At 61.0% G+C, this 21,960-nt stretch carries 20 protein-coding genes; 10 read left to right on the forward strand and 10 right to left on the reverse strand.

Features of this window, described 5'->3' with window-relative positions; all coding sequences use genetic code 11:
- Positions 1-37: 37 nt before the first annotated feature.
- Positions 38-1,417 (reverse strand): formimidoylglutamate deiminase, encoded by a 1,380-nt coding sequence (locus ACVDG9_RS20650; RefSeq protein ID WP_447238851.1) that lies wholly within the window; start codon positions 1,415-1,417, stop codon positions 38-40.
- A gap of 74 nt (positions 1,418-1,491) precedes the next feature.
- Between ACVDG9_RS20650 and hutI the strand changes: the two genes are divergently transcribed.
- The 10 genes from hutI to ACVDG9_RS20700 all read left to right on the forward strand — a co-directional run bounded on the left by hutI (position 1,492) and on the right by ACVDG9_RS20700 (position 13,001).
- Positions 1,492-2,703, forward strand: a complete 1,212-nt coding sequence (gene hutI / locus ACVDG9_RS20655; RefSeq protein WP_447239045.1) for an imidazolonepropionase — start codon at positions 1,492-1,494, stop codon at positions 2,701-2,703.
- Positions 2,700-4,256: a histidine ammonia-lyase gene (hutH, locus tag ACVDG9_RS20660; protein WP_152505636.1), complete on the forward strand. Its 1,557-nt coding sequence runs from the start codon at positions 2,700-2,702 to the stop codon at positions 4,254-4,256. The genes hutI and hutH overlap by 4 nt, the downstream gene beginning before the upstream one ends.
- Positions 4,243-5,070, forward strand: coding sequence for an N-formylglutamate deformylase (hutG, locus tag ACVDG9_RS20665; protein WP_447238852.1), 828 nt, complete (start codon positions 4,243-4,245; stop codon positions 5,068-5,070). The genes hutH and hutG overlap by 14 nt, the downstream gene beginning before the upstream one ends.
- Complete coding sequence (hutU, locus tag ACVDG9_RS20670; protein ID WP_447238853.1) at positions 5,063-6,745, forward strand: urocanate hydratase; 1,683 nt, start codon at positions 5,063-5,065, stop codon at positions 6,743-6,745. The genes hutG and hutU overlap by 8 nt, the downstream gene beginning before the upstream one ends.
- 142 nt (positions 6,746-6,887) lie before the next feature.
- Positions 6,888-7,985: a TRAP transporter substrate-binding protein gene (locus ACVDG9_RS20675; protein WP_023003125.1), complete on the forward strand. Its 1,098-nt coding sequence runs from the start codon at positions 6,888-6,890 to the stop codon at positions 7,983-7,985.
- Positions 7,986-8,437: 452 nt separating this feature from the next.
- On the forward strand, positions 8,438-8,941 hold the full coding sequence (locus ACVDG9_RS20680; protein ID WP_447238854.1) for a TRAP transporter small permease subunit: 504 nt from the start codon (positions 8,438-8,440) through the stop codon (positions 8,939-8,941).
- The gene (locus ACVDG9_RS20685; RefSeq protein WP_062487310.1) at positions 8,938-10,488 is read left to right on the forward strand and encodes a TRAP transporter large permease; all 1,551 of its coding nucleotides are present in this window, start codon (positions 8,938-8,940) and stop codon (positions 10,486-10,488) included. Before ACVDG9_RS20680 ends, ACVDG9_RS20685 begins: the two co-directional genes overlap by 4 nt.
- A 155-nt stretch (positions 10,489-10,643) precedes the next feature.
- The gene (locus ACVDG9_RS20690; RefSeq protein ID WP_055656232.1) at positions 10,644-11,351 is read left to right on the forward strand and encodes an ABC transporter permease; all 708 of its coding nucleotides are present in this window, start codon (positions 10,644-10,646) and stop codon (positions 11,349-11,351) included.
- Entirely contained in the window at positions 11,344-12,168 is an 825-nt protein-coding gene (locus ACVDG9_RS20695) for an ATP-binding cassette domain-containing protein (RefSeq protein WP_208997658.1), read from the forward strand. The genes ACVDG9_RS20690 and ACVDG9_RS20695 overlap by 8 nt, the downstream gene beginning before the upstream one ends.
- Positions 12,165-13,001: an ABC transporter substrate-binding protein gene (locus tag ACVDG9_RS20700; RefSeq protein ID WP_023003120.1), complete on the forward strand. Its 837-nt coding sequence runs from the start codon at positions 12,165-12,167 to the stop codon at positions 12,999-13,001. The genes ACVDG9_RS20695 and ACVDG9_RS20700 overlap by 4 nt, the downstream gene beginning before the upstream one ends.
- A 270-nt stretch (positions 13,002-13,271) precedes the next feature.
- Here the strand turns inward: ACVDG9_RS20700 and ACVDG9_RS20705 are convergent, their stop codons facing one another.
- The 9 genes from ACVDG9_RS20705 to ACVDG9_RS20745 form a co-directional block, all read right to left on the reverse strand.
- The gene (locus ACVDG9_RS20705; RefSeq protein WP_023003119.1) at positions 13,272-13,400 is read right to left on the reverse strand and encodes a hypothetical protein; all 129 of its coding nucleotides are present in this window, start codon (positions 13,398-13,400) and stop codon (positions 13,272-13,274) included.
- A complete protein-coding gene (locus ACVDG9_RS20710) occupies positions 13,397-14,752 on the reverse strand; it encodes a c-type cytochrome (RefSeq protein ID WP_447238855.1) in 1,356 nt (451 codons plus the stop codon). Before ACVDG9_RS20710 ends, ACVDG9_RS20705 begins: the two co-directional genes overlap by 4 nt.
- A 12-nt stretch (positions 14,753-14,764) precedes the next feature.
- The gene (locus ACVDG9_RS20715; protein ID WP_055656237.1) at positions 14,765-15,991 is read right to left on the reverse strand and encodes a formate dehydrogenase subunit gamma; all 1,227 of its coding nucleotides are present in this window, start codon (positions 15,989-15,991) and stop codon (positions 14,765-14,767) included.
- A 138-nt stretch (positions 15,992-16,129) separates the two neighbouring features.
- Positions 16,130-16,723, reverse strand: coding sequence for a formate dehydrogenase FDH3 subunit beta (gene fdh3B, locus ACVDG9_RS20720; RefSeq protein WP_006937368.1), 594 nt, complete (start codon positions 16,721-16,723; stop codon positions 16,130-16,132).
- A 12-nt stretch (positions 16,724-16,735) separates the two neighbouring features.
- Positions 16,736-19,639 (reverse strand): formate dehydrogenase subunit alpha, encoded by a 2,904-nt coding sequence (locus tag ACVDG9_RS20725; protein WP_447238856.1) that lies wholly within the window; start codon positions 19,637-19,639, stop codon positions 16,736-16,738.
- 104 nt (positions 19,640-19,743) lie between these two features.
- Positions 19,744-19,944, reverse strand: a complete 201-nt coding sequence (locus ACVDG9_RS20730) for a hypothetical protein (protein ID WP_023003115.1) — start codon at positions 19,942-19,944, stop codon at positions 19,744-19,746.
- A 58-nt stretch (positions 19,945-20,002) separates the two neighbouring features.
- Positions 20,003-20,611 (reverse strand): TorD/DmsD family molecular chaperone, encoded by a 609-nt coding sequence (locus ACVDG9_RS20735; RefSeq protein ID WP_055656785.1) that lies wholly within the window; start codon positions 20,609-20,611, stop codon positions 20,003-20,005.
- Positions 20,612-20,674: 63 nt separating this feature from the next.
- On the reverse strand, positions 20,675-21,349 hold the full coding sequence (locus tag ACVDG9_RS20740) for a DUF3306 domain-containing protein (RefSeq protein WP_447238857.1): 675 nt from the start codon (positions 21,347-21,349) through the stop codon (positions 20,675-20,677).
- Entirely contained in the window at positions 21,346-21,915 is a 570-nt protein-coding gene (locus ACVDG9_RS20745) for a DUF3305 domain-containing protein (protein WP_208984238.1), read from the reverse strand. The genes ACVDG9_RS20740 and ACVDG9_RS20745 overlap by 4 nt, the downstream gene beginning before the upstream one ends.
- Positions 21,916-21,960: the final 45 nt, after the last annotated feature.

The following is a 21,960-nucleotide window of genomic DNA, read 5'->3' on the forward strand; positions in this document are numbered from 1 at the left end:
CGTCTTACCCGTTCAAGTCGTTCTTCAAAGTCGTTCTTCACAGTCTGGCGCGCAACGAGGCCATGGTGGCCCGGTATTTCACGCGGATGGCGTTGCCTTTTACATGGTTTCCGCCGGAAACAACATGCCGGCCGGCGGACCAGACCTCCGCGACCATCCGGTCGTCACCGGCAAAGATCCAGGCATCAAGAATTTCGTCGCCTTCCCGGCCTTCCAGGTCGATGGCGGTACCATCCAGTGCGACGAGATCGGCAAGCGATCCTTCCGATATCCTGCCCGCCGCACGCCCCGCCGCCTGCGCACCACCGGCCACGACGCCGTCGAAGAGGACCCGACCGGTGGACTTTTCCTTCGTTGCAACAGAAGCCCGGCAGGTATCCCGCAGGCGCTGGGAATATTCCAGCGTGCGCAGCTCTTCGGAGAGCGCGATGCGGATGTTGGAATCCGAGCCGACGCCGAAGCGGCCGCCCGCGGCCAGGTAGTCGACGCCGTCGAAGATCCCGTCGCCGAGGCTGGATTCGGTGATCGGACAAAGCCCCGCGACGGCCCCGGTCACAGCAAGACCGGCGGTCTCCTGCGAGGTCATCTGCGTGCAGTGGATCAGGCACCAGTTTTCTGAAACCGCGTGGTTGGCAAGCAGCCATTCCACCGGGCGCTGCCCCGTGGCCGCCAGAACCTCGTCCACTTCCGGGATCTGCTCGGCAAGATGCATGTGCAGCGGGTTGCCGCCGGCAAGGGCAACGGCCTTCTTCAGACTGTCGGCATCCACGGCCCTCAGTGAATGCGGGGCAACGCCGATAACCGCATCATCCGGCAGGGACTTGAGCGCCTCGGACGCAAGCTCGTGCAGTTTCTGGAAACGGTCGAAGTCGTTGCCAAAGCGGATCTGTCCGGCAGCCAATGGGCGTCCGTCGCAGCCGCCGAACTGGTAATGAACCGGCAGATGCGTGAGGCCGATGCCGGTATCGGAAGCAGCCGCCATGATGCGGTCCGACATTTCCGCCAGATTGGCGTAGGGCGCCCCGCCCGGCTGATGATGCAGATAGTGGAACTCGCCAACGGCGGCATAACCTGCCTCCAGCATTTCCATCTGCACAAAGGCGGCAATCGCCTCCACATCTTCCGGCGTCAGGGCGTCCAGAAAACGGAACATGATCTGGCGCCAGGTCCAGAAACTGTCGCGGCTTTCGCTACCGCGCCGCTCGCTCATGCCCGCCATGGCCCGCTGGAACGCATGGCTGTGCAGGTTGACCGGGGCCGGCAGAAGAATGCCGACGCGTACGCCGATTGGCTGCGCATCTCTTTTAACCGAGGCGATCCGGCCGTCCGGCCCGATCGAGACAGCGACATTTTCCGCCCAGCCGTCGGCCAGAAGCGCCTTTTCCGCAAAAACCGTCGCGCCAGAAACTGTCGACATGTCGTCTTTTCCTCCGTTGACACGTTAATATGTGCATGCATATTATCTTATATCGCAATCTAATCAAGCCGGAGATGGACGTGCTGAAACGCCTCCTCACAAACGCCAAGCTGGCAACGCTCACCGCAAACGGAGAGCCGTACGGCCTGATTGAGGACGGTGCGCTGGTGATCGAAGGTGGCCGGATCGCCTGGATCGGCAAGGCCGCAGACCTGCCGTCTCATTATGCGTCGCTCAGCGCGGATGATATCGGCGGACGGCTGGTGACCCCGGGCCTGATCGACTGTCATACCCATGTTGTATTCGGCGGCGACCGGGCACGTGAATTCGAAATGCGCCTTCAAGGTGCAACGTACGAAGAAGTGGCCCGTGCCGGTGGCGGCATCGTTTCCACGGTCAAGGCAACGCGCGCAGCCAGCGAAAAGCAGCTGCTGGAAGCTGCCCTGCCGCGTGTCGATGCCCTGATCGCCGAGGGCGTCACCGCCATCGAGATCAAGTCCGGCTATGGCCTCGACCGGGAAACGGAGCTGCGCATGCTGCGCACCGCCCGCAAGATCGGCAAGCTGCGCCCGATCACCGTCAAGACCAGCTTCCTGGGCGCCCATGCCATTCCAGCCGAATACAAAGACAAGGCCGACCTCTATCTGGAAAAGGTCTGCCTGCCGACGTTGGAAGCGGCTCATGCCGAGGGACTGGTGGATGCCGTGGACGGTTTTTGCGAAGGCATCGCCTTTTCGCCGGAACAGATCGGCAAGGTGTTCGACAAGGCCAAGCAGATCGGCCTGCCGGTGAAGCTGCATGCAGAGCAATTGTCCAACCTGAACGGCGCGGCCCTTGCTGCTTCCTATGGCGCCCTTTCCGCCGACCATCTGGAATATCTGGATGAAGCCGGCGTCAAGGCGATGGCCGAAAGCGGGTCTGTTGCCGTGCTTTTGCCGGGCGCCTTCTACACCTTGCGCGAAACGCAGTTCCCGCCACTTGATCTTTTGCGCAAGCACAATGTGCCCGTCGCGCTGGCAACGGACTGCAATCCAGGTTCATCTCCCCTCGCCTCGTTGCTCCTGACCATGAACATGGGCTGCACCTTGTTCCGCATGACACCGGAAGAAGCGCTGGCCGGCGTCACCCGCGAAGCGGCAAAGGCGCTTGGTCTGGACGATCAGGGCACGCTGGCGCCCAGCAAACGGGCGGATCTGGCTGTCTGGAACGTCAACCACCCGGCGGAGCTTTCCTACCGGATCGGCTTCAATTCCCTCTTCAAACGCATTTTCGGAGGCTCTGAATGAGCGCCCTTACCCTGACACCGGGCTCCGTGACCCTGGCGGATCTGGAACGCATCTACCGGGAAGAGCTGCCAGTGCGCATCGACCGCGCGGCGGAAGCTGCGATCAACCTTGCGTCCGAACGAGTTGCCAAGGCGGCCCGGGGCAGCGAGGCCGTTTACGGCGTCAACACCGGCTTCGGCAAGCTGGCCAGCGTCAAGATCGCCCCCGAGGACACTGCAACCCTGCAGCGGAACCTGATCCTTTCCCATTGCTGCGGCGTCGGCGAACCGCTCGACAAGACCACCACCCGCCTGATGATGGTGCTGAAGCTGCTCTCGCTTGGCCGAGGTGCCTCCGGTGTCCGCTTCGAAGTGATGAAGCTGATCGAGGATTGCCTGGAAAGAAACGTCACGCCGATGGTTCCATCGCAAGGGTCTGTCGGTGCATCCGGCGATCTTGCGCCGCTGGCCCATATGACGGCTGTCCTGATCGGTGAAGGTGAAGCTGATTTCGGCGGCACGCGCATGCCCGGTGGTGAAGCCCTTGCCAAGGCGGGCCTGACCCCGGTCGTGCTTGGCCCCAAGGAAGGCCTTGGGCTGATCAATGGCACGCAGTTTTCGACCGCCTGTGCGCTCACCGGCCTGTTCGACGCCTGGCGTCTGGCCGAAGCGACCCTGATGACCGCCAGCCTTTCCACCGACGCCATCATGGGCTCGACCGCACCGCTCCTGCCGGAAATCCATGAGCTGCGCGGCCATCGCGGCCAGATCGAAGTGGCAAGGGCCATGCGCGCAATCATGGACGGCTCGGAAATCCGCGAAAGCCACCGCGAGGGCGACACCCGCGTGCAGGACCCCTACTGCATCCGCTGTCAGCCCCAGGTTGCCGGTGCTTGTGTCGATCTGCTCCGCATGGCGGCCCGCACGCTCGAGATCGAAGCCAATGCGGCAACCGACAATCCGCTGGTACTGATCGATGCCGACCGGATCGTTTCCGGTGGCAATTTCCATGCCGAACCGGTTGCCTTTGCTGCCGACCAGATTGCGCTGGCCATTGCCGAACTCGGTGCAATTTCCCAGCGCCGTGTCGCGCTCATGGTCGACCCGACGCTTTCCTTCGACCTGCCGCCGTTCCTCGCCAAGGATCCGGGCCTGAACTCGGGCATGATGATCGCGGAAGTGACGACCGCCGCCCTGATGAGCGAGAACAAGCATCTCGCCAATCCGTGCTCGACGGATTCCACGCCAACCAGTGCCAACCAGGAAGACCATGTTTCCATGGCCGCCCACGGTGCTCGCCGTCTTGCCCGCATGAACGCCAACCTCAGCCAGATCCTGGGTGTGGAACTTCTGTGTGCCGCCGAAGGCATCGAGCACCGCGCCCCGCTGAAGACCAGCGCTTCGCTGCAAACGGTGATGGGCACTCTTCGCGGTGTGGTTCCTTCCCTAGAAAAGGACCGCTACATGGCACCGGATCTGGAAACGGCAGCTGGCCTGATCCGCAGCCGCAAGCTGGTCTCGGCGATTTCCGCCGGCCACATGATCACGCTGGGAGATGCCCATGCAGCCGGTTGACGTCTTCCGCGGTGATGGCCCGGTCGTTCTTGGCGTGCCTCATGCAGGCACATTCGTTCCGGACGACATCAAGGCAAGGTTCAACGACACCGGCCTGAAGCTGGCCGACACCGACTGGCATGTGGACCGGCTTTATTCCGATCTCCTGCCCGGTGCGACCATGGTGAAGGCGAACTTCCATCGTTACGTGATCGACGCCAATCGCGATCCGGAAGGCGTCAGCCTTTATCCGGGCCAGAACACCACGACGCTCTGCCCGACCACCGATTTCGATGGACGCCCCATCTACCAATCCGGCATGGAACCGGAGACCGGTGAAATCGAGGCCCGGCGTCTTGCCTGGCATGCTCCCTATCACGCTGCCCTTCAGGCGGAAATGGAACGGGTCCGCGCCAAACACGGCGTCGCCATTCTCTACGATTGCCACTCGATCCGCTCCGTAGTGCCGTTCCTCTTCGAAGGCACGCTGCCCGATTTCAACACAGGCACCAACAACGGCACGACCTGCGCCAGCGCCATCGAGGCTGCCGTCGTCGCCTGCACCCAGGCAGCGGAAGGTTACACGTCGATCCTAAACGGCCGCTTCAAGGGTGGCTGGACGACACGGCATTACGGCCGACCGGCCGAAGGCTTTCACGCCATTCAGATGGAGCTCGCCCAGAAGACCCATCTTGCCACCGAAGACACGCCCTTTGCCTATGACGAGGCCAAGGCCGACCGGCTTCGGGCCCATCTGAAAGACATCCTGAGCGCGCTGGAAAACCTCGCGCCATCCTTATTCCAGAACAACACCCAGGGAGCGAACAATGACTGATCGCCGCCACAACGCCCGCGACGTATTCCCGCCCACCGGCACCGAGCTCAACACCAAGTCCTGGCTGACCGAAGCCCCGCTGCGCATGCTGATGAACAACCTTCATCCGGATGTGGCGGAAAACCCGCATGAGCTGGTCGTCTACGGCGGCATCGGCCGCGCGGCACGCACCTGGGACGATTTCGACCGTATCGTCGCAAGCCTCAAGACCCTTGAGGAAGACGAGACGCTGCTGGTGCAGTCCGGCAAGCCGGTCGGTGTCTTCAAGACCCACAAGGATGCTCCGCGCGTTCTGATCGCCAATTCCAATCTGGTGCCGAACTGGGCCAACTGGGACCACTTCCACGAGCTGGATAAGAAGGGCCTGGCCATGTATGGCCAGATGACCGCCGGTTCCTGGATCTACATCGGTACGCAGGGCATCGTACAGGGCACCTATGAGACCTTCATGGAAGCCGGACGCCAGCACTACGAAGGCAACCTGAAGGGCCGCTGGATCCTGACCGGTGGTCTCGGCGGCATGGGCGGTGCCCAGCCGCTTGCAGCCGTCATGGCCGGGGCCTGCTGCCTTGCGGTGGAGTGTGACGAGAAGAGCGCCGACTTCCGCCTGCGCACACGCTACGTCGACGAAAAGACCCACTCCCTCGACGAGGCGCTGGCACTGATCGACCGCTGGACCAAGGCAGGCGAAGCCAAGTCCGTGGCGCTGATCGGCAACGCCGCCGACGTCTTCTCCGAACTGGTGAAGCGCGGCGTAAAGCCGGACATCGTCACCGACCAGACCTCCGCCCATGATCCGGTCAACGGTTACCTGCCGCAGGGCTGGACCGTCGCCGAATGGCGCGCCAAGGCCGAGACCGATCCGAAGGCGGTGAAAAAAGCAGCTCGCGCGTCCATGAAGGTGCATGTCGCCGCCATGGTCGACTTCTGGAACATGGGAGTGCCGACACTCGATTACGGCAACAACATCCGCCAGGTTGCCATGGAAGAAGGCCTGGAAAACGCCTTTGCCTTCCCGGGTTTCGTGCCGGCCTATATTCGTCCGCTGTTTTGCCGCGGTATCGGCCCGTTCCGCTGGTGCGCGCTTTCCGGCGATCCGGAAGACATCTACAAGACCGACGCCAAGGTGAAGGAACTGATCCCGGACGACCAGCACCTGCACAACTGGCTGGACATGGCGCGCGAGCGCATTTCCTTCCAGGGCCTGCCGGCCCGCATCTGCTGGGTGGGCCTTGGCCAGCGCCACCGCCTCGGCCTTGCCTTCAACGAAATGGTCCGCAACGGCGAACTGAAAGCGCCGATCGTGATCGGCCGCGACCACCTCGACAGTGGTTCGGTTGCATCGCCCAACCGCGAGACCGAAGCCATGAAGGACGGCTCCGATGCCGTGTCCGACTGGCCGCTTCTGAATGCCCTGCTCAACACCGCTTCCGGCGCGACCTGGGTGTCGCTCCACCATGGCGGCGGCGTCGGCATGGGCTTTTCCCAGCACTCGGGTATGGTCATCTGCTGCGACGGCACGGAAGATGCCGATCGGCGAATCGGTCGGGTGCTCTGGAACGATCCGGCAACGGGCGTGATGCGTCACGCGGATGCCGGCTACGAGATCGCGCTGGACTGCGCGAAAGAACAGGGGCTTAACCTGCCGGCTATTCTGGGTCGTCCCGCGTCCTGATGGACGCAGAAAGATGACCCAGCAACTATAATGCAATCAACTTTCTGCTTTCATGGTCCAACATGAAAGCAGGTTGATATCGGGGAAACAATCAAGCACGGCGGGACACTCCGATCCATTCCTTTGACTGAGGGGTAATACCATGAAAAGACGTGATTTTCTGAAAGCCGGCGCCACCGGCACAGCCGCAGTTGCGGCCTCCACCCTGGCCGCACCTGCCATTGCGCAGGATGTGCACCAGTGGCGCATGGTCACCGCATGGCCGAAGAACCTGCCGGGACCGGGCGTCGCTGCCCAGATGCTGGCGGACCGCATCACCGCATTGTCCGGTGGTCGCATCGAGGTGAAGCTCTTTGCCGCCGGCGAAATCGTCCCGGGCAACGGTGTGTTCGATGCCGTCGGCCAGGGCACTGCCGAGCTGTACCATGCTGTACCCGCCTATTGGGGTTCCAAGTCCAAGGGCATCCTGCTGTTCGGGTCGCAGCCGTTCGGCCTGACAGCTCCCGAACAAGCCGGCTGGATGATCCACGGTGGCGGCCAGGCTCTCTATGACGAGATCTATGCCCGCTTCAACCTGAAGCCGTTCCTGTGCGGCAACTCCGGACCGCAGTGGGCTGGCTGGTTCCGCAACGAGATCAACAGCGCCGACGACCTGAAAGGCCTGAAGTTCCGGTCCACCGGTCTTGCCTCCGAAATGTGTTCCAAGCTCGGCATGGCGGTTCAGGCCATGAGCGGACCGGCCATGTTCCAGGCGCTTCAGTCCGGCGCACTTGATGCCGGCGAGTTCATCGGTCCGTGGACCGACAGCGCGCTCGGCTACTACCAGATCGCCAAGAACTACTACTGGCCGGGTGTCGGCGAGCCGTCTTCCGCTGAAGAATGTGCCGTCAACCTGGAAGCCTACAACGCCCTGCCGGACGACCTGAAGGAAGCCGTGCAGCGTGCCTGCGCCAGCCTCTACAACGACGTTCTGACGGAATACAACACCAAGCACGCCCAGGCACTGACCCAGCTGGTCAATGATCACGGTGTGATGGTGAAGAAGCTTCCGGACGACGTCATCGTCGCAATGGGCAATGCCGCCGGTGAAGTGATCGCCGAACTGCGTGCGGACGAAGACGAGCTGGTGAAACGCATCACCGAAAGCTTCCTCGCCTACCGCAAGCTGATGCGCGAGTACATGCCCTATGCCGACAACGGCCAGATGAACGCGCGTATGCTCGACTACAACTACGACTGATCGGGTTGACGTCTCACATCGGGGAAATCTGTTTTCCCCGATGTGATGGCGTTTTAACGCCCTGTCTGTCGTCGTCCCATGGCGAGCCACTGGGATCCATTTCGGTTCCTCTTCGCGTCAGAATTCGCTTCGGGGAAACGGCATGCCCTGCAGGGTCAAGTCCTATAAGGATATTGAGGTTTGGGCATCTGTTTTAAGCCGCTTGGGAAGATGGACGGCAGGGGACAAGTGGCGCCTCTATAGAAATGGAACGGCAATGCCCTCCACTTGTCATCCCCGCGCAGGCGGGGATCCAGTCGTCACCGGTGCCCATGCTTTTTACAGGGGCTGCGGCGTACTGGATCCCGGATCTGCGCTCCGCTCCGTCCGGGATGACAAGCGTCGGGATGCCCGATCTCAAGTTCAGGCAGGCAGAAAGCCTTAAGGGGCAAAAGAACCGGGAAGCTACTTTGATGGAAAAACTGGCGGGCGCGCTGGAGCGTGTCAATTCGGTAATAGGCAACACGCTGTGCTGGGCGGCGCTTCTGATGTTGCTGCTGCAATTCACGATCGTGTTGCTTCGCTATGTCTTTGGCTACAGCTACATCTTTCTCGATGAAGGCGTGCTGTATTTCCACGCGGCGATCTTCATGCTCGGCGCCGGGTACACTTTCCTCGTCAATGCCCATGTGCGTGTCGACATCTTCTATGCTCGAAACAGCGAGCGCACGCAGGCGTGGATCGATATCTTCGGCCACCTGTTCCTGCTGACACCGGCTCTCGTCGTGCTGATCTGGTTCTCCTGGCCGTCCGTGCGCGGCAGCTGGGCCATTCTGGAAGGGCCAATTTCCGTCGGTGGCATTCCTGCCTCCTTCCTCCTGAAATCCCTCATTCCCGCCTATTGCGTGCTGCTGCTGATCCAGGGTGTGGCCGCCTTCATTCGCGATGTTCAGAAGCTGAAAGGCGTCAGCGCATGAGCCTGCCTCTCGATCTCATCATGTTCGGCGCGCTGATCGCCTTCATTCTGCTCGGCTATCCCGTTGCCTTCACCATTGCGGGCGTTGCCACGGGCTTTGCCTTGCTCGGCTGGATGATGGGCGACTTCAACATTCAGCTCATGGGTGCCATGGGCCAGCGTTTCTTCGGCGTGCTCACCAACCCGGTCCTGACCGCAATCCCGCTGTTCGTCCTGATGGGCGTCATTCTGGAAAAGAGCCGCATCGCAGAGGATCTGCTGGAAACAATGGGCCGGCTCTTCGGCCGCATGAGAGGTGGTCTCGGTGTTTCGGTGATGCTGGTCGGTGCCCTGCTCGCCGCGTCCACAGGCATTGTCGGCGCAACGGTGGTTGCCATGGGCCTCATCGCCCTGCCCACAATGCTGCGCAATGGCTATGACCCCAAACTTGCCTCCGGCATGGTCTGTACTGCCGGAACGCTCGGCCAGATCATCCCGCCGTCGACACTGCTGATCATCCTGGCCGACGTCATGTCCAATGCCTTCCAGCAGGCGCAATACGCGCAGGGCAAGTTCACCATCGAGACGATCTCGGTCGGCCAGACCTTTGCAGCCGCCATGATCCCGGGTCTGCTGCTCGTCGCCGTCTACTGCGCCTACATTGTCGGCCGGGCTTACCTGTTCCCGAACGACGCGCCAGCGATGTCGGAACATGTCGACCAGCCGTCAGGCCGGGAGATTGCTGCCGCCATCGTGCCGCCGATCCTGCTGATCGTTGCAGTGCTCGGTTCCATCCTCGGCGGCATCGCCTCGCCCAACGAGGCAGCTTCCGTCGGTGCCGTAGGCGCGATCCTGCTGGCAGGCCGCCGTCTCGGGGTGTCCTCAAAGCTCATCGTGTTGGCAACAGCTGCGCTCCTGACGCTTGCAATCGCCGCATCGATCCTGCCGATACGCCTGCAACGCTCCGATGTCACGGCCGGTGGCTACGTTATCGCCGCTGTCTATGCGGGGCTGGCGCTGTTTTCCCTGGGCGTCGTTCTGCACATCCTGAGGAAGGCTTTCGCGGACGGGCTCCTGAAAGCTTCCATGCTGTCCACGCTGACCGTCACCTCGATGATCTTCGCAACCATCCTGATGGCCAGCTTCTTCTCGCTGGTCTTCGTCGGCCTTGGGGGGGAAGACCGGGTCCACGACATCCTTCAGGAAATGCCGGGCGGTCCGACAGGCGCACTGATCTTCGCAATGCTGTTCGTCTTCGTTCTGGGCTTCTTCCTGGATTTCGTCGAGATCTCGGTGATTCTGCTGCCGGTTCTGATCCCGCCTCTGATCTTGATGGGCATCGACCCGATCTGGCTCACGGTCCTGATCGCGATCAACCTGCAGACCTCGTTCCTGACCCCTCCCTTCGGCTTCTCCTTGTTCTATCTGAGAGGCGCGGCACCAAAGGAAATCACAACGGGCCAGATCTACCGCGGTGTCGTTCCCTTTATCATCCTGCAGATCGTCGCCGTCGCCATCCTCTGGACCTTCCCGATGTTCGCCACCTGGCTGCCCCGCTGGCTGTATTGAGGAGTTTCTCGGCAAGCCGATAAAATTCACGATCTACCTAAAAAAGCCACAGCACCTTCCGCTGTGGCTTTTTTGTGCGTGTCCATGTCGTACATGAGTTTCATTCTTTGGCATTTTACGTTATTTTTTCCCATAGAGAGGGAGAAATGACAGGAATGGACAGTTTCTGGGGGGCGTTTGCTGGAGCCCTTGGCCTGGTCATCGCGCTGGATCCGGATTTGATGGAAATCATCGGCCTGTCCATGCGGGTCACGCTTACGGCTGTCGTTCTCGCCTGCGTCATCGGCCTGCCCCTCGGCGCGGCGGTCGGCACTTTCAATTTCCCCGGAAGAACGCTCGTCGCCGTCATCTTGAACGCGCTGATGGGCCTGCCCCCTGTCGTGGTCGGCCTGCTTGTCTATCTCGTCCTGTCGGCATCCGGACCGCTCGGGCCGCTGCGCCTGCTCTACACGCCGACTGCCATGATTATCGCGCAGATGGTGCTCGTTACGCCCATTGTCGCCGCGCTGACACGCCAGGTAATCGAAGACCTCAACAGGGAATATTCCGAGCAATTCGCATCGCTCGGCGTCGGCCGCTTTGATCGTCTGACAGCCATGCTCTGGGATGCCCGCTACAGCCTGCTGACCGTCGCGCTGGCCGGTTTCGGCCGTGCGGTTGCCGAAGTCGGAGCGGTTATCATTGTCGGTGGCAACATCAACCATGTTACCCGCGTGATGACCACGACCATCGCCTTGGAAACATCCAAGGGCAATCTCCAGCTTGCCTTGGCGCTCGGCGTGATCCTGCTGATGATCGCCTTTGCCGTGAACGCCGGTGTCATGGCCCTTCGTGCCTCAGCCGCGAGGGCCGCCTATGCGTGACGCAGCTTTCGACACACCAGGCACTGCCTCCACGATGTCGCGCCGTAGCCCGGCAATGCACGACCCGTTGCTGGATGTCAGAAGTCTCGGCTTTTCGGCGGGCGGCGAAAAACTTCTGCACGACGTCGATGTTGCCATCCGACGCGGTTCACGCACGCTCATCATGGGCCCGAACGGAGCCGGCAAGAGCCTCTTGCTGCGATTGATGCACGGTCTGCTTCAGCCGCAGGAAGGCGCTATCCTGTGGGAAGGCGGCCGGATGGACGCCACCGCCCGACGCGCGCAGGCTATGGTCTTCCAGCGTCCCGTGTTGCTGCGCCGCTCGGTTATCGCCAATCTCAAGTTCGCCCTGAGCGTTCGCGGCCTGCGGGGCAGCGAACGCGCCGACAAGGTCAAGGCCGCGCTGGAAACGGCGGGCCTCAGTCATCTGGCCCGGCGCCCAGCGCGCGTCTTGTCCGGCGGCGAGCAGCAGCGCCTGTCCCTGGTGCGCGCTCTTGCCTGCGATCCCGAACTCCTGTTTCTCGACGAACCTACTGCCAATCTCGACCCGGCCTCCACTGCCGCGATCGAGTCCCTGGTACTGGAAGCCAACGCCCGCGGTGTCACCGTTGTTCTGGTGACCCATGATGCAGGCCAGGCAAAACGCCTCGGTGAAGACCTCGTGTTTCTGCAGAACGGCACAGTGGTCGAGACAGGCCCTGTCGAAAAAGTGCTGGCCAACCCCAGAAGCGAACCTGTTCGCGCCTGGCGGGAAGGCAGGCTTTACCTTGGACCCAACACCCAATCCCTGAATGATTACCCCGGGAGGAAAAATTGATCAGAAGAGCATTTCTGGCGCTTGCCGCCGCCGTCCTGACGACCGTATTTGCCGGTCAGCCGAGTTTTGCGGAAGACAAGTTCATTGTCGTCCAGTCGACCACCTCAACCCAGAATTCGGGCCTGTTCGACTACCTCCTGCCCATCTTCCAGGAAAAGACCGGCATTGAGGTCCGCGTGGTTGCCGTTGGCACAGGCCAGGCCATCAAGAACGCCGCCAATGGCGATGGCGATGTCCTGTTCGTTCACTCCAAACCGTCCGAAGAAAAATTCGTTGCAGACGGTCTCGGCGTTTCCCGTTCCGACGTCATGTACAACGACTTTGTCATCGTCGGCCCGGCAAACGACCCTGCAGGCGTCGCCGGCTCGAAAGATGTCGTTGAGTCCCTGAAGAAAATCGCCGATGCGAAGGCCCCGTTTGCCTCTCGCGGCGATGACAGCGGCACCCACAAGGCGGAGCTTCGCCTGTGGAAGGCCGCCGGCATCGACCCGAGCGAAGGGTCTGGCGACTGGTACCGTGAAACCGGCTCCGGCATGGGCGCTACCCTCAACACCGGCACCGGCATGGGCGCTTACGTCATGACCGATCGTGCCACCTGGATCTCCTTCGGCAACAAGGGCGACTACAAGGTTGCCGTTGAAGGTGACCCGATCCTGTTCAACCAGTACGGCATCATTCTGGTGAACCCGGAAGTTCATGCCCATGTGAAGGCCGATCTTGGCCAGCAGTTCGTTGACTGGGTGCTGTCGAAGGAAGGCCAGCAGGCTATCGCCGACTACAAGGTCGACGGCCAGCAGCTGTTCTTCCCGAATTCGGACAAGGGCTCAAGCTGAGCCCGTCTGACCGTCTTCTCGCTTTCCGAGTGAGTGGAGCCAGATAGCAATCTGTGTCGCATGCTCCGCTCAGACCTTCCCCCTTCTCACGCGAGGAGGGGGATTTTTTTTGACCTGATCAAAGCCAAATGGACTTGCGTGGAGTTTCAAGGTCACCCCGGGGCAAAGGCAAGTACGCCCACACAGGTACCTCGCATGAGCTGTCAACAGCCCATGTTGAAAGTGATTAGCAGCAGGCGTCGCCTGTTTCCGTCGAATTGCGGGTAATCGTTATTCCCCCAAGCGCACGGACGGGCTGGACGTGAAGTCGGCGCTGGAAAACCGCAGGTGCTCCAGAACCTGGTTGGCGCCGATGGCAATCACGATAATGGCGGCAAACGCGATGAGCATTGTTTTCATTGTGTATCTCCTTCGGATGGCGCCGTCGCCGATTTCAGATAGTCGATCAGATCGTCACGGTCTTGCTGTTCCACAATCCGCTGCATCGGCATCTTCGACCCTGGAATATAGTGATCCGGACCGTCCAGGAACAGTTGATCGATCGTCGTTTCCGACCAGACAATATCAGATCCTGACAGGGTCGCCGAATAGGGGTAGTCCGGAATAGTGCCCGCACGCCGGCCGAAGATGTTGTGAAGCGTCGGCCCGGCCTTGCGCGCGGTATCGCCGGTCAGGGCGTGGCAGATCGAGCATTTGCGCGCGAACTGCCGTTCGCCGTTGGACATTTCTTCCGGTTTCTTGAGGAATTGCGGTGTCTCGGTTGCCATCGGATCGAATGTTGCAAGATCGGCAAGGGGCCATGAATAGACGATGTTCTCGATGCCGCCCGCATGCAACACATCGCCGTCCTTCGAAAAGGCAAGCGCCCAGATCGGACCTTTCAGTGCTGCCCGGAAATCCGTTTCAAGCGCCCAGGACGTCGTGTCGAACACGGTGATATATCCATGACCGTCACCGGTCGCCAGACGTGAGCCATCCGGACTGACCGCCATGGCCAGTATCGGCCGGCGCTCGAAAGTGAAGTCATGCAGCCGTTCGCCGGTTTCGATATCGACGATCCGCGTCACTCCGTCCTGGGAGCCGTAGGCAATCCAGCTCTCCCGGTCACCCTCACCGCCAATGGCAATGACATTGATGCCGAAACCGTTGCGATCAACGACCCGCTTTTCACTTTGCGTTGCCAGATCCCAGAGCTTGATCGACCCGTCGACCGACGCGGAGTAGAGCTGGCGCCCGTCCTTTGAAAACGCGACCGCATTCACCCCGGCTGCATGTCCGGCAAGATAGGCCGGCTCGCCGCCGGCAACCGGCCACAGCCCCACACGTGCATCCCAGCTTGCGCTCGCAATCATCGTCTTGTCGGGAGAAACCGCAAGCCCCATGATCTTGGCCGTGTGCCCTTCCAGAACCCGGTTCGAGTTATCGCGGGTGTTCCAGAGAATAAGCTCGTTGTCGTCTCCGCCGGACACCAGATGGCTGCCGTCCAGAAACTGAACCACCTTGACCGCCGCCGCATGGCCCTCAAGCCATTGCGGCACCCGGTCTTTCCAGATGCCGACCGAATTGTCGAAGCTGGCAGTGGCCACCTGCCCGGTCTCAAGGGAAACGTCGATATCCATGACCGGGCCGCCGTGGCCCTTCAGGGTCTGGAAATCGGCGCTCCCGGCTGCGGAGACCAGCGTCAGAAGGAAGCCGGCAGCGGGCCCGAAGACCCGTGCAAGCAACCATACGGGATCCGGCTGAAACGGCATGTCACGCCGGGCCTATTCGGCGGGAACCGCGCTGTCGCCGCCTGAATGTTTGGCGGCTTCGCGCTTTTCAGCTTCTTCGACTTCCTTCACCCAGAGACCGTGGTGCTCCTTCGCCCACTGCAGTTCAACCTCGCCGGAGCCCATGGCGTCATAGGCGCCTTCCATGCCGATGGAACCGATGTAGATATGCGCCAGGATCAGCGCCATCATCACGAAGGCCACAATGGCGTGCCACAGCTGCGCAAACTGCATTTCCTCATGCGGTGCAAGCGCGGTAGGCAATGTACCGAGACCCACCAGCTGCGGCAGGCCGAGTGCGTTGAGCTTTTCGAAGGTGACCGCAAACATCGGCATTTCGAACGGGAACAGCAGCGACAGACCGGAAACGGAAATCGAAGCGCCCAGGACGATCACCCCCCAGAACACCAGCTTCTGACCGAAGTTGAATTTCTTGGCCGGCGGGTGCACGCCCTTCTTGAAAAGCCCGCCACCGACGGCGATCCATTTTACATCCGTCTTGTTCGGTATGTTGTGTGCCACCCACATCACGAACACCATGATCAGGCCCAGCATGAAGGCCCAGGCGACATTGTTGTGGATCCACTTCGAGAAATGCGCGACGGGCGCAAAAGCGTCCTTACCGATCATGGGGATGATCACGAAGCGCCCGAAAAGCGTCAACAGGCCGGTAATGCCAAGCAGGACGAAGGATCCCGCAAGCAGCCAGTGCCCGAAGCGCTCGATCGCCTTGAAGCGGGTGATGGTGCGGCCAGTCTTCTCGCCATCGATGCGAATACGGCCGCGAATGAGATAGAAAAGGGCCAGCAGCACGATGGTCCCGCCAAGCAGCCAGGCGCCATAAGTGGCAAGCGGACCCTTGCGCCATTCGAGCCAGCGCATGCCGCCATCCTGCATCAGAACGGTTGCTGCAAATCCACCGGAAGAGACTGTTACATCCGCGGAGCCATACCGCAGTGCCCGCCAGAGCTCCGGATCGGAGACACCGCCAAGTGTCCCGAGCTGTGAGGAAATCGACGCCGCGTCGTCCGGATCACCGGTATTGTTGCGGCGGAAGTCGTAGTCGACCTTCTCGCCACGCTGGCGCTTCATGATGTCTTCAAGCGTCTGCGCACCACCGGTCGCCGACCGGTCGGCGGACGTATCCTGTGCAAACCCTGTCCCCAGACCCGCACCAAGAAAGGCCAGAAGAACAAGCAAAGCCATAGTCACGCGTTTCATGACCGCAAACCTCATTGTCGATTACAACCGGAGACGAGCGGGGCGGCTGTAAAGCCGCCCCGCCTACGTTTCTTTCAGGCATCCACCCAAGCGTGACGGGCAGTCCGGCGTGCCGGTCTACCCTCACCCCGCAAGGGATCAGCCGCCTTTCTGGCCGTAAGCGGTACCCCAGCCCCAGGCACCCGAGCCGAAGCCGCGGGCAACCACACGTTCGCGGTAGATGGCCGACACGACGTCGCCATCACCCGCGAGCAGGGCTTTGGTGGAGCACATTTCCGCGCAGAGCGGCAACTTGCCTTCCGCGATACGGTTGCGGCCGTATTTCGCGAACTCTGCAGTGGAGTTGTTTTCTTCCGGACCACCTGCACAGAAAGTGCATTTGTCCATCTTGCCGCGCGATCCGAAATTGCCCGCTTGCGGGAATTGCGGTGCGCCGAACGGACAGGCGTAGAAGCAGTAGCCGCAGCCAATGCACAGGTCCTTCGAGTGAAGCACCACGCCTTCTTCGGTCTGGTAGAAACAGTCCACCGGGCACACCGCCATGCAGGGTGCGTCCGAGCAGTGCATGCAGGCCACGGAGATCGACCGTTCGCCCGGCTTGCCATCATTGATGGTCACAACACGGCGGCGGTTGATGCCCCACGGCACCTCGTGCTCGTTCTTGCAGGCCGTGACGCAGGCATTGCACTCAATGCAGCGTTCGGCGTCGCAAAGGAACTTTGATCTTGCCATTTGTCGTCCTCCTTACGCTGCCGAGATCTTGCAGAGAGTAGCCTTGGTCTCTTGCATCTGGGTCACCGAGTCATACCCGTAGGTCTGAGCGGTGTTACAGCTTTCCCCAAGCACATAGGGGTCTGCACCCTTCGGATACTTCGACCTCAGGTCCTCGCCCTGGTAATGACCACCGAAGTGGAACGGCATGAAGGCAACGCCTTCGCCGACACGTTCGGTAACCATCGCCATGACCTTGACCTTGCCGCCCTCCGGGCCTTCGACCCAGACCTGTGCGCCGTCACGCACCCCGAGATTGTTGGCATCCCGCGGATTGATTTCGACGAACATGTTCTGCTGGAGTTCAGCCAGCCAGGGGTTCGACCGGGTTTCGTCCCCGCCGCCCTCGTATTCGACCAGACGGCCGGATGTGAGGATGATCGGGAAGTCCTTGGAGAAGTCGTTCTTCTGGATCGACGCATAGAGTGTCGGAACACGCCAGAACGACTTGTCGGCATAGGTCGGATAGTCCGCGACCAGATCCCGCCGGTTGGTGTAGAGCGGCTCGCGGTGCAGCGGCACCGGATCCGGGAAGGTCCACACAACGGCACGCGCCTTGGCGTTGCCGAACGGGGCACAGCCATGGGCGATCGCCACGCGCTGGATACCGCCCGAAAGGTCGGTTTTCCAGTTCACGGTGCCGATCTTGTCCGCAGCGCCGGCAACAGTCTCGATCGACTGACGCTCTTCGGCCGTCAGGTCACCATCCCAGCCGAGATCGATCAGCATCTGCATGGTGAACTCGGGATAGCCGTCCTGAATGTCCGCACCGGGGTTGGAGACCCCTTCCGCAAGAAGGTTCTGGCCATCACGCTCCACGCCGTAACGGGCACGGAAGCACAGACCGCCTTCAGCGACCGGCATGGACATGTCGTAGAGATTTGCCGTTCCCGGGTGTTTCATCTCTGCGGTGCCCCAGCACGGCCACGGCATGCCGTAGAACTCGCCGTCGTTCGGACCACCGACTGCACGCAGCGTGGTACGGTCGAAGGTGTGCTGGTTCTCCATGTGCGACTTGATACGCTCAGGCGACTGGCCGGTGTAGCCCACCGTCCACATGCCGCGGTTGAACTCGCGTGTCAGGTCCTCGATGTTCGGCTCGTCCCCGTCCATGCCGATGTTGCGGAAGAGACGGTCGTCGAAACCGAACTTCTTGGCGAACATGGCGATGATCGTGTGGTCGGGCTTGGATTCGAACAGCGGTTCAATCACCTGTTCGCGCCACTGTAGCGACCGGTTGGAAGCGGTCACCGAACCACGGGTCTCGAACTGGGTCGAGGCCGGCAGCAGGTAACAGCCGTCGGTGCGGTCGTGCAGGATTGCCGAAACAGTCGGATAGGGATCAACCACGACCAGAAGGTCGAGCTTTTCCATAGCCTGTTTCATTTCCGGCAGACGGGTCTGGGAGTTCGGGGCATGGCCCCACAGCACCATCGCACGGGTGTTGTCCGGCTGTTCCAGGTTTTCCTTGGCTTCAAGGACACCATCGATCCAGCGGCTGACCGGGATACCGGTCAGGTTCATCATGGCCTTGTCCTTGCCGTCCGCACCCTTGATGGTGCCGAAGCGGCCCTTCAGCCAATCAAGATCTTCTTCCCACACACGAGCCCAGTGAGCCCAGGAGCCGGCGGTCAGGCCGTAATAACCCGGCAGCGTGTCGGCGAGAACGCCGAGGTCGGTCGCTCCCTGCACGTTGTCGTGGCCACGGAAGATGTTGGTGCCGCCACCGGCGGTGCCCATGTTGCCGAGAGCCAGCTGCAGGATGCAGTAGGCACGGGTGTTATTGTTGCCGTTGGTGTGCTGGGTGCCGCCCATGCACCAGATCACGGTGCCCGGACGATTGTTGGCAAGCGTCCGCGCCACGCGCTTCAGCTGGCTTTCCGGCGTACCGGTGACACGCTCGACTTCATCGGGCGTCCATTTGGCAACTTCTTCGCGGATCTGGTCCATGCCCCACACGCGGGTGCGGATGAACTCCTTGTCTTCCCAGCCGTTTTCGAAGATGTGCCACAGAATGCCCCAGATGAGGGCAACGTCCGAACCCGGACGGAAGCGCACATATTCGTCGGCATGGGCCGCGGTGCGGGTGAACCGCGGATCGCAGACGATCAGCGGTGCGTTGTTCTGTTCCTTGGCGCGCAGCACGTGCAGCAGGGAGACGGGGTGTGCCTCCGCCGGATTGCCGCCAATGATGAAGATCGCCTTGGAATTGTGGATGTCGTTGTAGCTGTTGGTCATGGCGCCGTAGCCCCATGTGTTCGCTACGCCGGCAACCGTCGTGGAGTGGCAGATGCGGGCCTGGTGGTCGACGTTGTTCGTTCCCCAGTAGCCTGCAAACTTGCGGAAGAGATAAGCCTGCTCGTTACTGTGCTTGGCCGAGCCGAGCCAGTAGACGCTGTCCGGACCGCTTTCTTCGCGGATCTGCAGCATCTTGTCGCCGATCTCGTTGATCGCCTCATCCCAGCTGATCCGCTTCCACTCTCCGCCTTCCTTTTTCATCGGATATTTCAGGCGGCGCTCGCCATGAGCGTGTTCGCGGACGGAAGCTCCCTTGGCGCAGTGGGCACCCAGGTTGAACGGGCTGTCCCAACCGGGCTCCTGCCCGATCCAGACTCCGCTGGAAACTTCGGCGATAACGGTACAGCCAACGGAACAGTGCGTGCAGATCGACTTGACGGTCTTCACGGCATCGCCGGTGGATTGTGCCTTGGCTTTGGTGACCGTTCCTCCGGTCACGGTAATGGCGGCTAGGCCGCCTGCGGCAAGACCGGATCCCTTAAGGAACGTACGGCGGTCTACCGACTTGTGTGCAGCGTCTTTCAGGATACTTGCACCTTGGGGGCGTCGCGCAACCCCATTGGTCTTTTTCCTAAGCATATTGCCCTACCTTGCTTGTATCAGAACCTGATACGGCTGGGTTATTTGTGAACCGGCGTCCGGGCGTCACGCAACCATGGCCGGGGAAGTCTCACAGGGTCCAGTTAGAACCGGGCGCTGTCGTAGTAGGCACGGGTATGAACCGTGTCCTGCATCTTGTCGGAAGCCAGATCGGGCTCAGCCGCTTCAGCGGTGGTTCCGGCGGTTACCGTGGTCACGGCAACCGGGGCAGAAATCGCCGCCAGCTTCAGGAAGTCCCGGCGGCCTGTACCCTCTTCGGGGCTTGCCGTTTCGGGTCGTTTCATTGTCGCATTCCTCCTCTCGCAGATGGATGGCCAAGCCACCCCATTTCAGATGCAACCGTCAGTTCGAGATCATGTCGAAGCCCTGTGCCTCGATTTCCATGAACTGGCGCCCCAACGATCCGACAGCACCGTAGAACACCGATGTTCCGGCCGCTTCCAGATCAGTGAAGAAATGTATCGCCCAGGGTTCCACGTGGGCGTTGAAGAAACTCTTCTGTTCGCTGAGAGACGTCACCTTGCCGAAACGGCCGAGGATCATCCCCGCCATCATCTCCATCAGCGATGCGATGTTGTCTTCCGGCTCATGCTTGTCTTCAGCGCGCTCAATCCCGCGCTCCGCCATGTCTTGGCGCAGCTTTGCGAGAGGCTTTTCGTTGAGGAACCCTGTCAGGTAATAGCTGGCGTATGGCAGCAGTTCGCCGCGCCCGAGACCGACGAAAAGGGCATTGAATTCACGCTCGGCCGTCTCCGGCGTCGTCACTGCCGCAATTCTGGCAAGCACATTGAGAGCATTGCCGAGGGGCGTGTCACCACCCTGCAGGCCTGCAATCTGCTCGAGCAGTTCGGCTCCGGCCGGGCGCGCAAGCACCAGTGCCAGAAAGTCGTACAATTCGGACCGGGCCTGATCTTCCGGTTCGATAATGAATTCCCTCGCCACAACGGCCATTCGAGCCTTTTCCTCCCACACACACGGTGCTTTTCTGGCGCAAAAACTTCTTAGACTTTAGTATTAATCAAAGTCGAAACGCATTCGGCGCCGTTTCGGCAGGCGCTCTTCTTCGGTTTCGACCAGTGCTGTTTCATCAGACACAATAGTTCCAATTTCACTAATTTGCACCTTCTCGTCTCTTTGCGTCAATCGAATAGATGTTTTTCCATTTTCGACATAAGTATGCTGCGCTGCAGCAAGTTGTTCCGATTGCGGCGCAGCAGAATCACTTTGCCCGGAAAGTACTTCACCTTCTCCGGCCTGCGTAGCGTCCGAGTTTTCGTCCGGCTCCGTTTCAGAGATTTTTTTCAAGAATCCACGACCAACTTCATAGGCGGTCTTCACCACCTGACCGGCGGTCGATGCATCGGTAAAATCATCGTCATAATCGTTCAGGCCATCGAGATTGGCGAGAACGGGGTTGGACAGCCACAAACGGCGCAATGCCCTCCGGCGCAGACGCTCCGGCACGGTCTTGGCCAGGAACTGCGTGAAATCGTCGTCCTTCTGCAGGCTGTCGGGATCAGGCAATCCAAGTTCTTCCAGGATTTCCGCGTCGGTCTTTTCTTCCAGCTGGACCCGTTTCGCGGTTTCAAGCTCAGCGTCCCGGCGCTCGACCTCCGCAGCTTCGGCCTCACGAACCGCAGCCTTGCGCCTTGACCAGAAATCCATTGGCTTGTCGTCGCCGGAGTTCACTGCAGTGTATCCTTCTTGCGGGTGCCGGGCGCCCGGTAAACGTCGGCAAGCTGCCGGATGCGTGGATCACCGATGCCTTCTTCCTCCAGGTCGATCCGGTGCTTGTCACGCTGGCGCTTGTAGAAGATTTCCTCTTCGTGGTGCATGTCAATGAATTCCCGGACCCAGGCAATCAGTCCTGGCGGCATTGGCACCTTCTCGACAAAGACCTCGGCGGAATCCGCGTAATCCAGGCCTTCATGGGCAGACGCTGTCATGTGCAGCACCTCAATGGGGATCGCCGGAGCCAGCTCCGGGGCAGCCCGCATCACAACGTAGACGGAGGGAACCTTGTCGGACAGGGCAATCAGATAGGCTTCGGTCTGGGTGTGATGCAGCTCCAGGCTCAAGGTCGTCGCATGGTATTCGATCGCATCGCCTTCGGCCCGCAGCATTTTCCAGTCCGCAGGCGCGGCTCCCGGCAGCAGGGACACCGGCAACCAGGTCCACTTCTGCCAGCGCGTTACGCCAGGCAGCCTGCGCACCACAACCCCCACCGGCATGACGCGCGTTCTTTCCCTAGTCACGAACCACCTACCTCCCCGTCCGCCGGTTCAATCCGACTCTGTTTT

The sequence above is a fragment of the Roseibium sp. RP-7 genome (assembly GCF_053005225.1).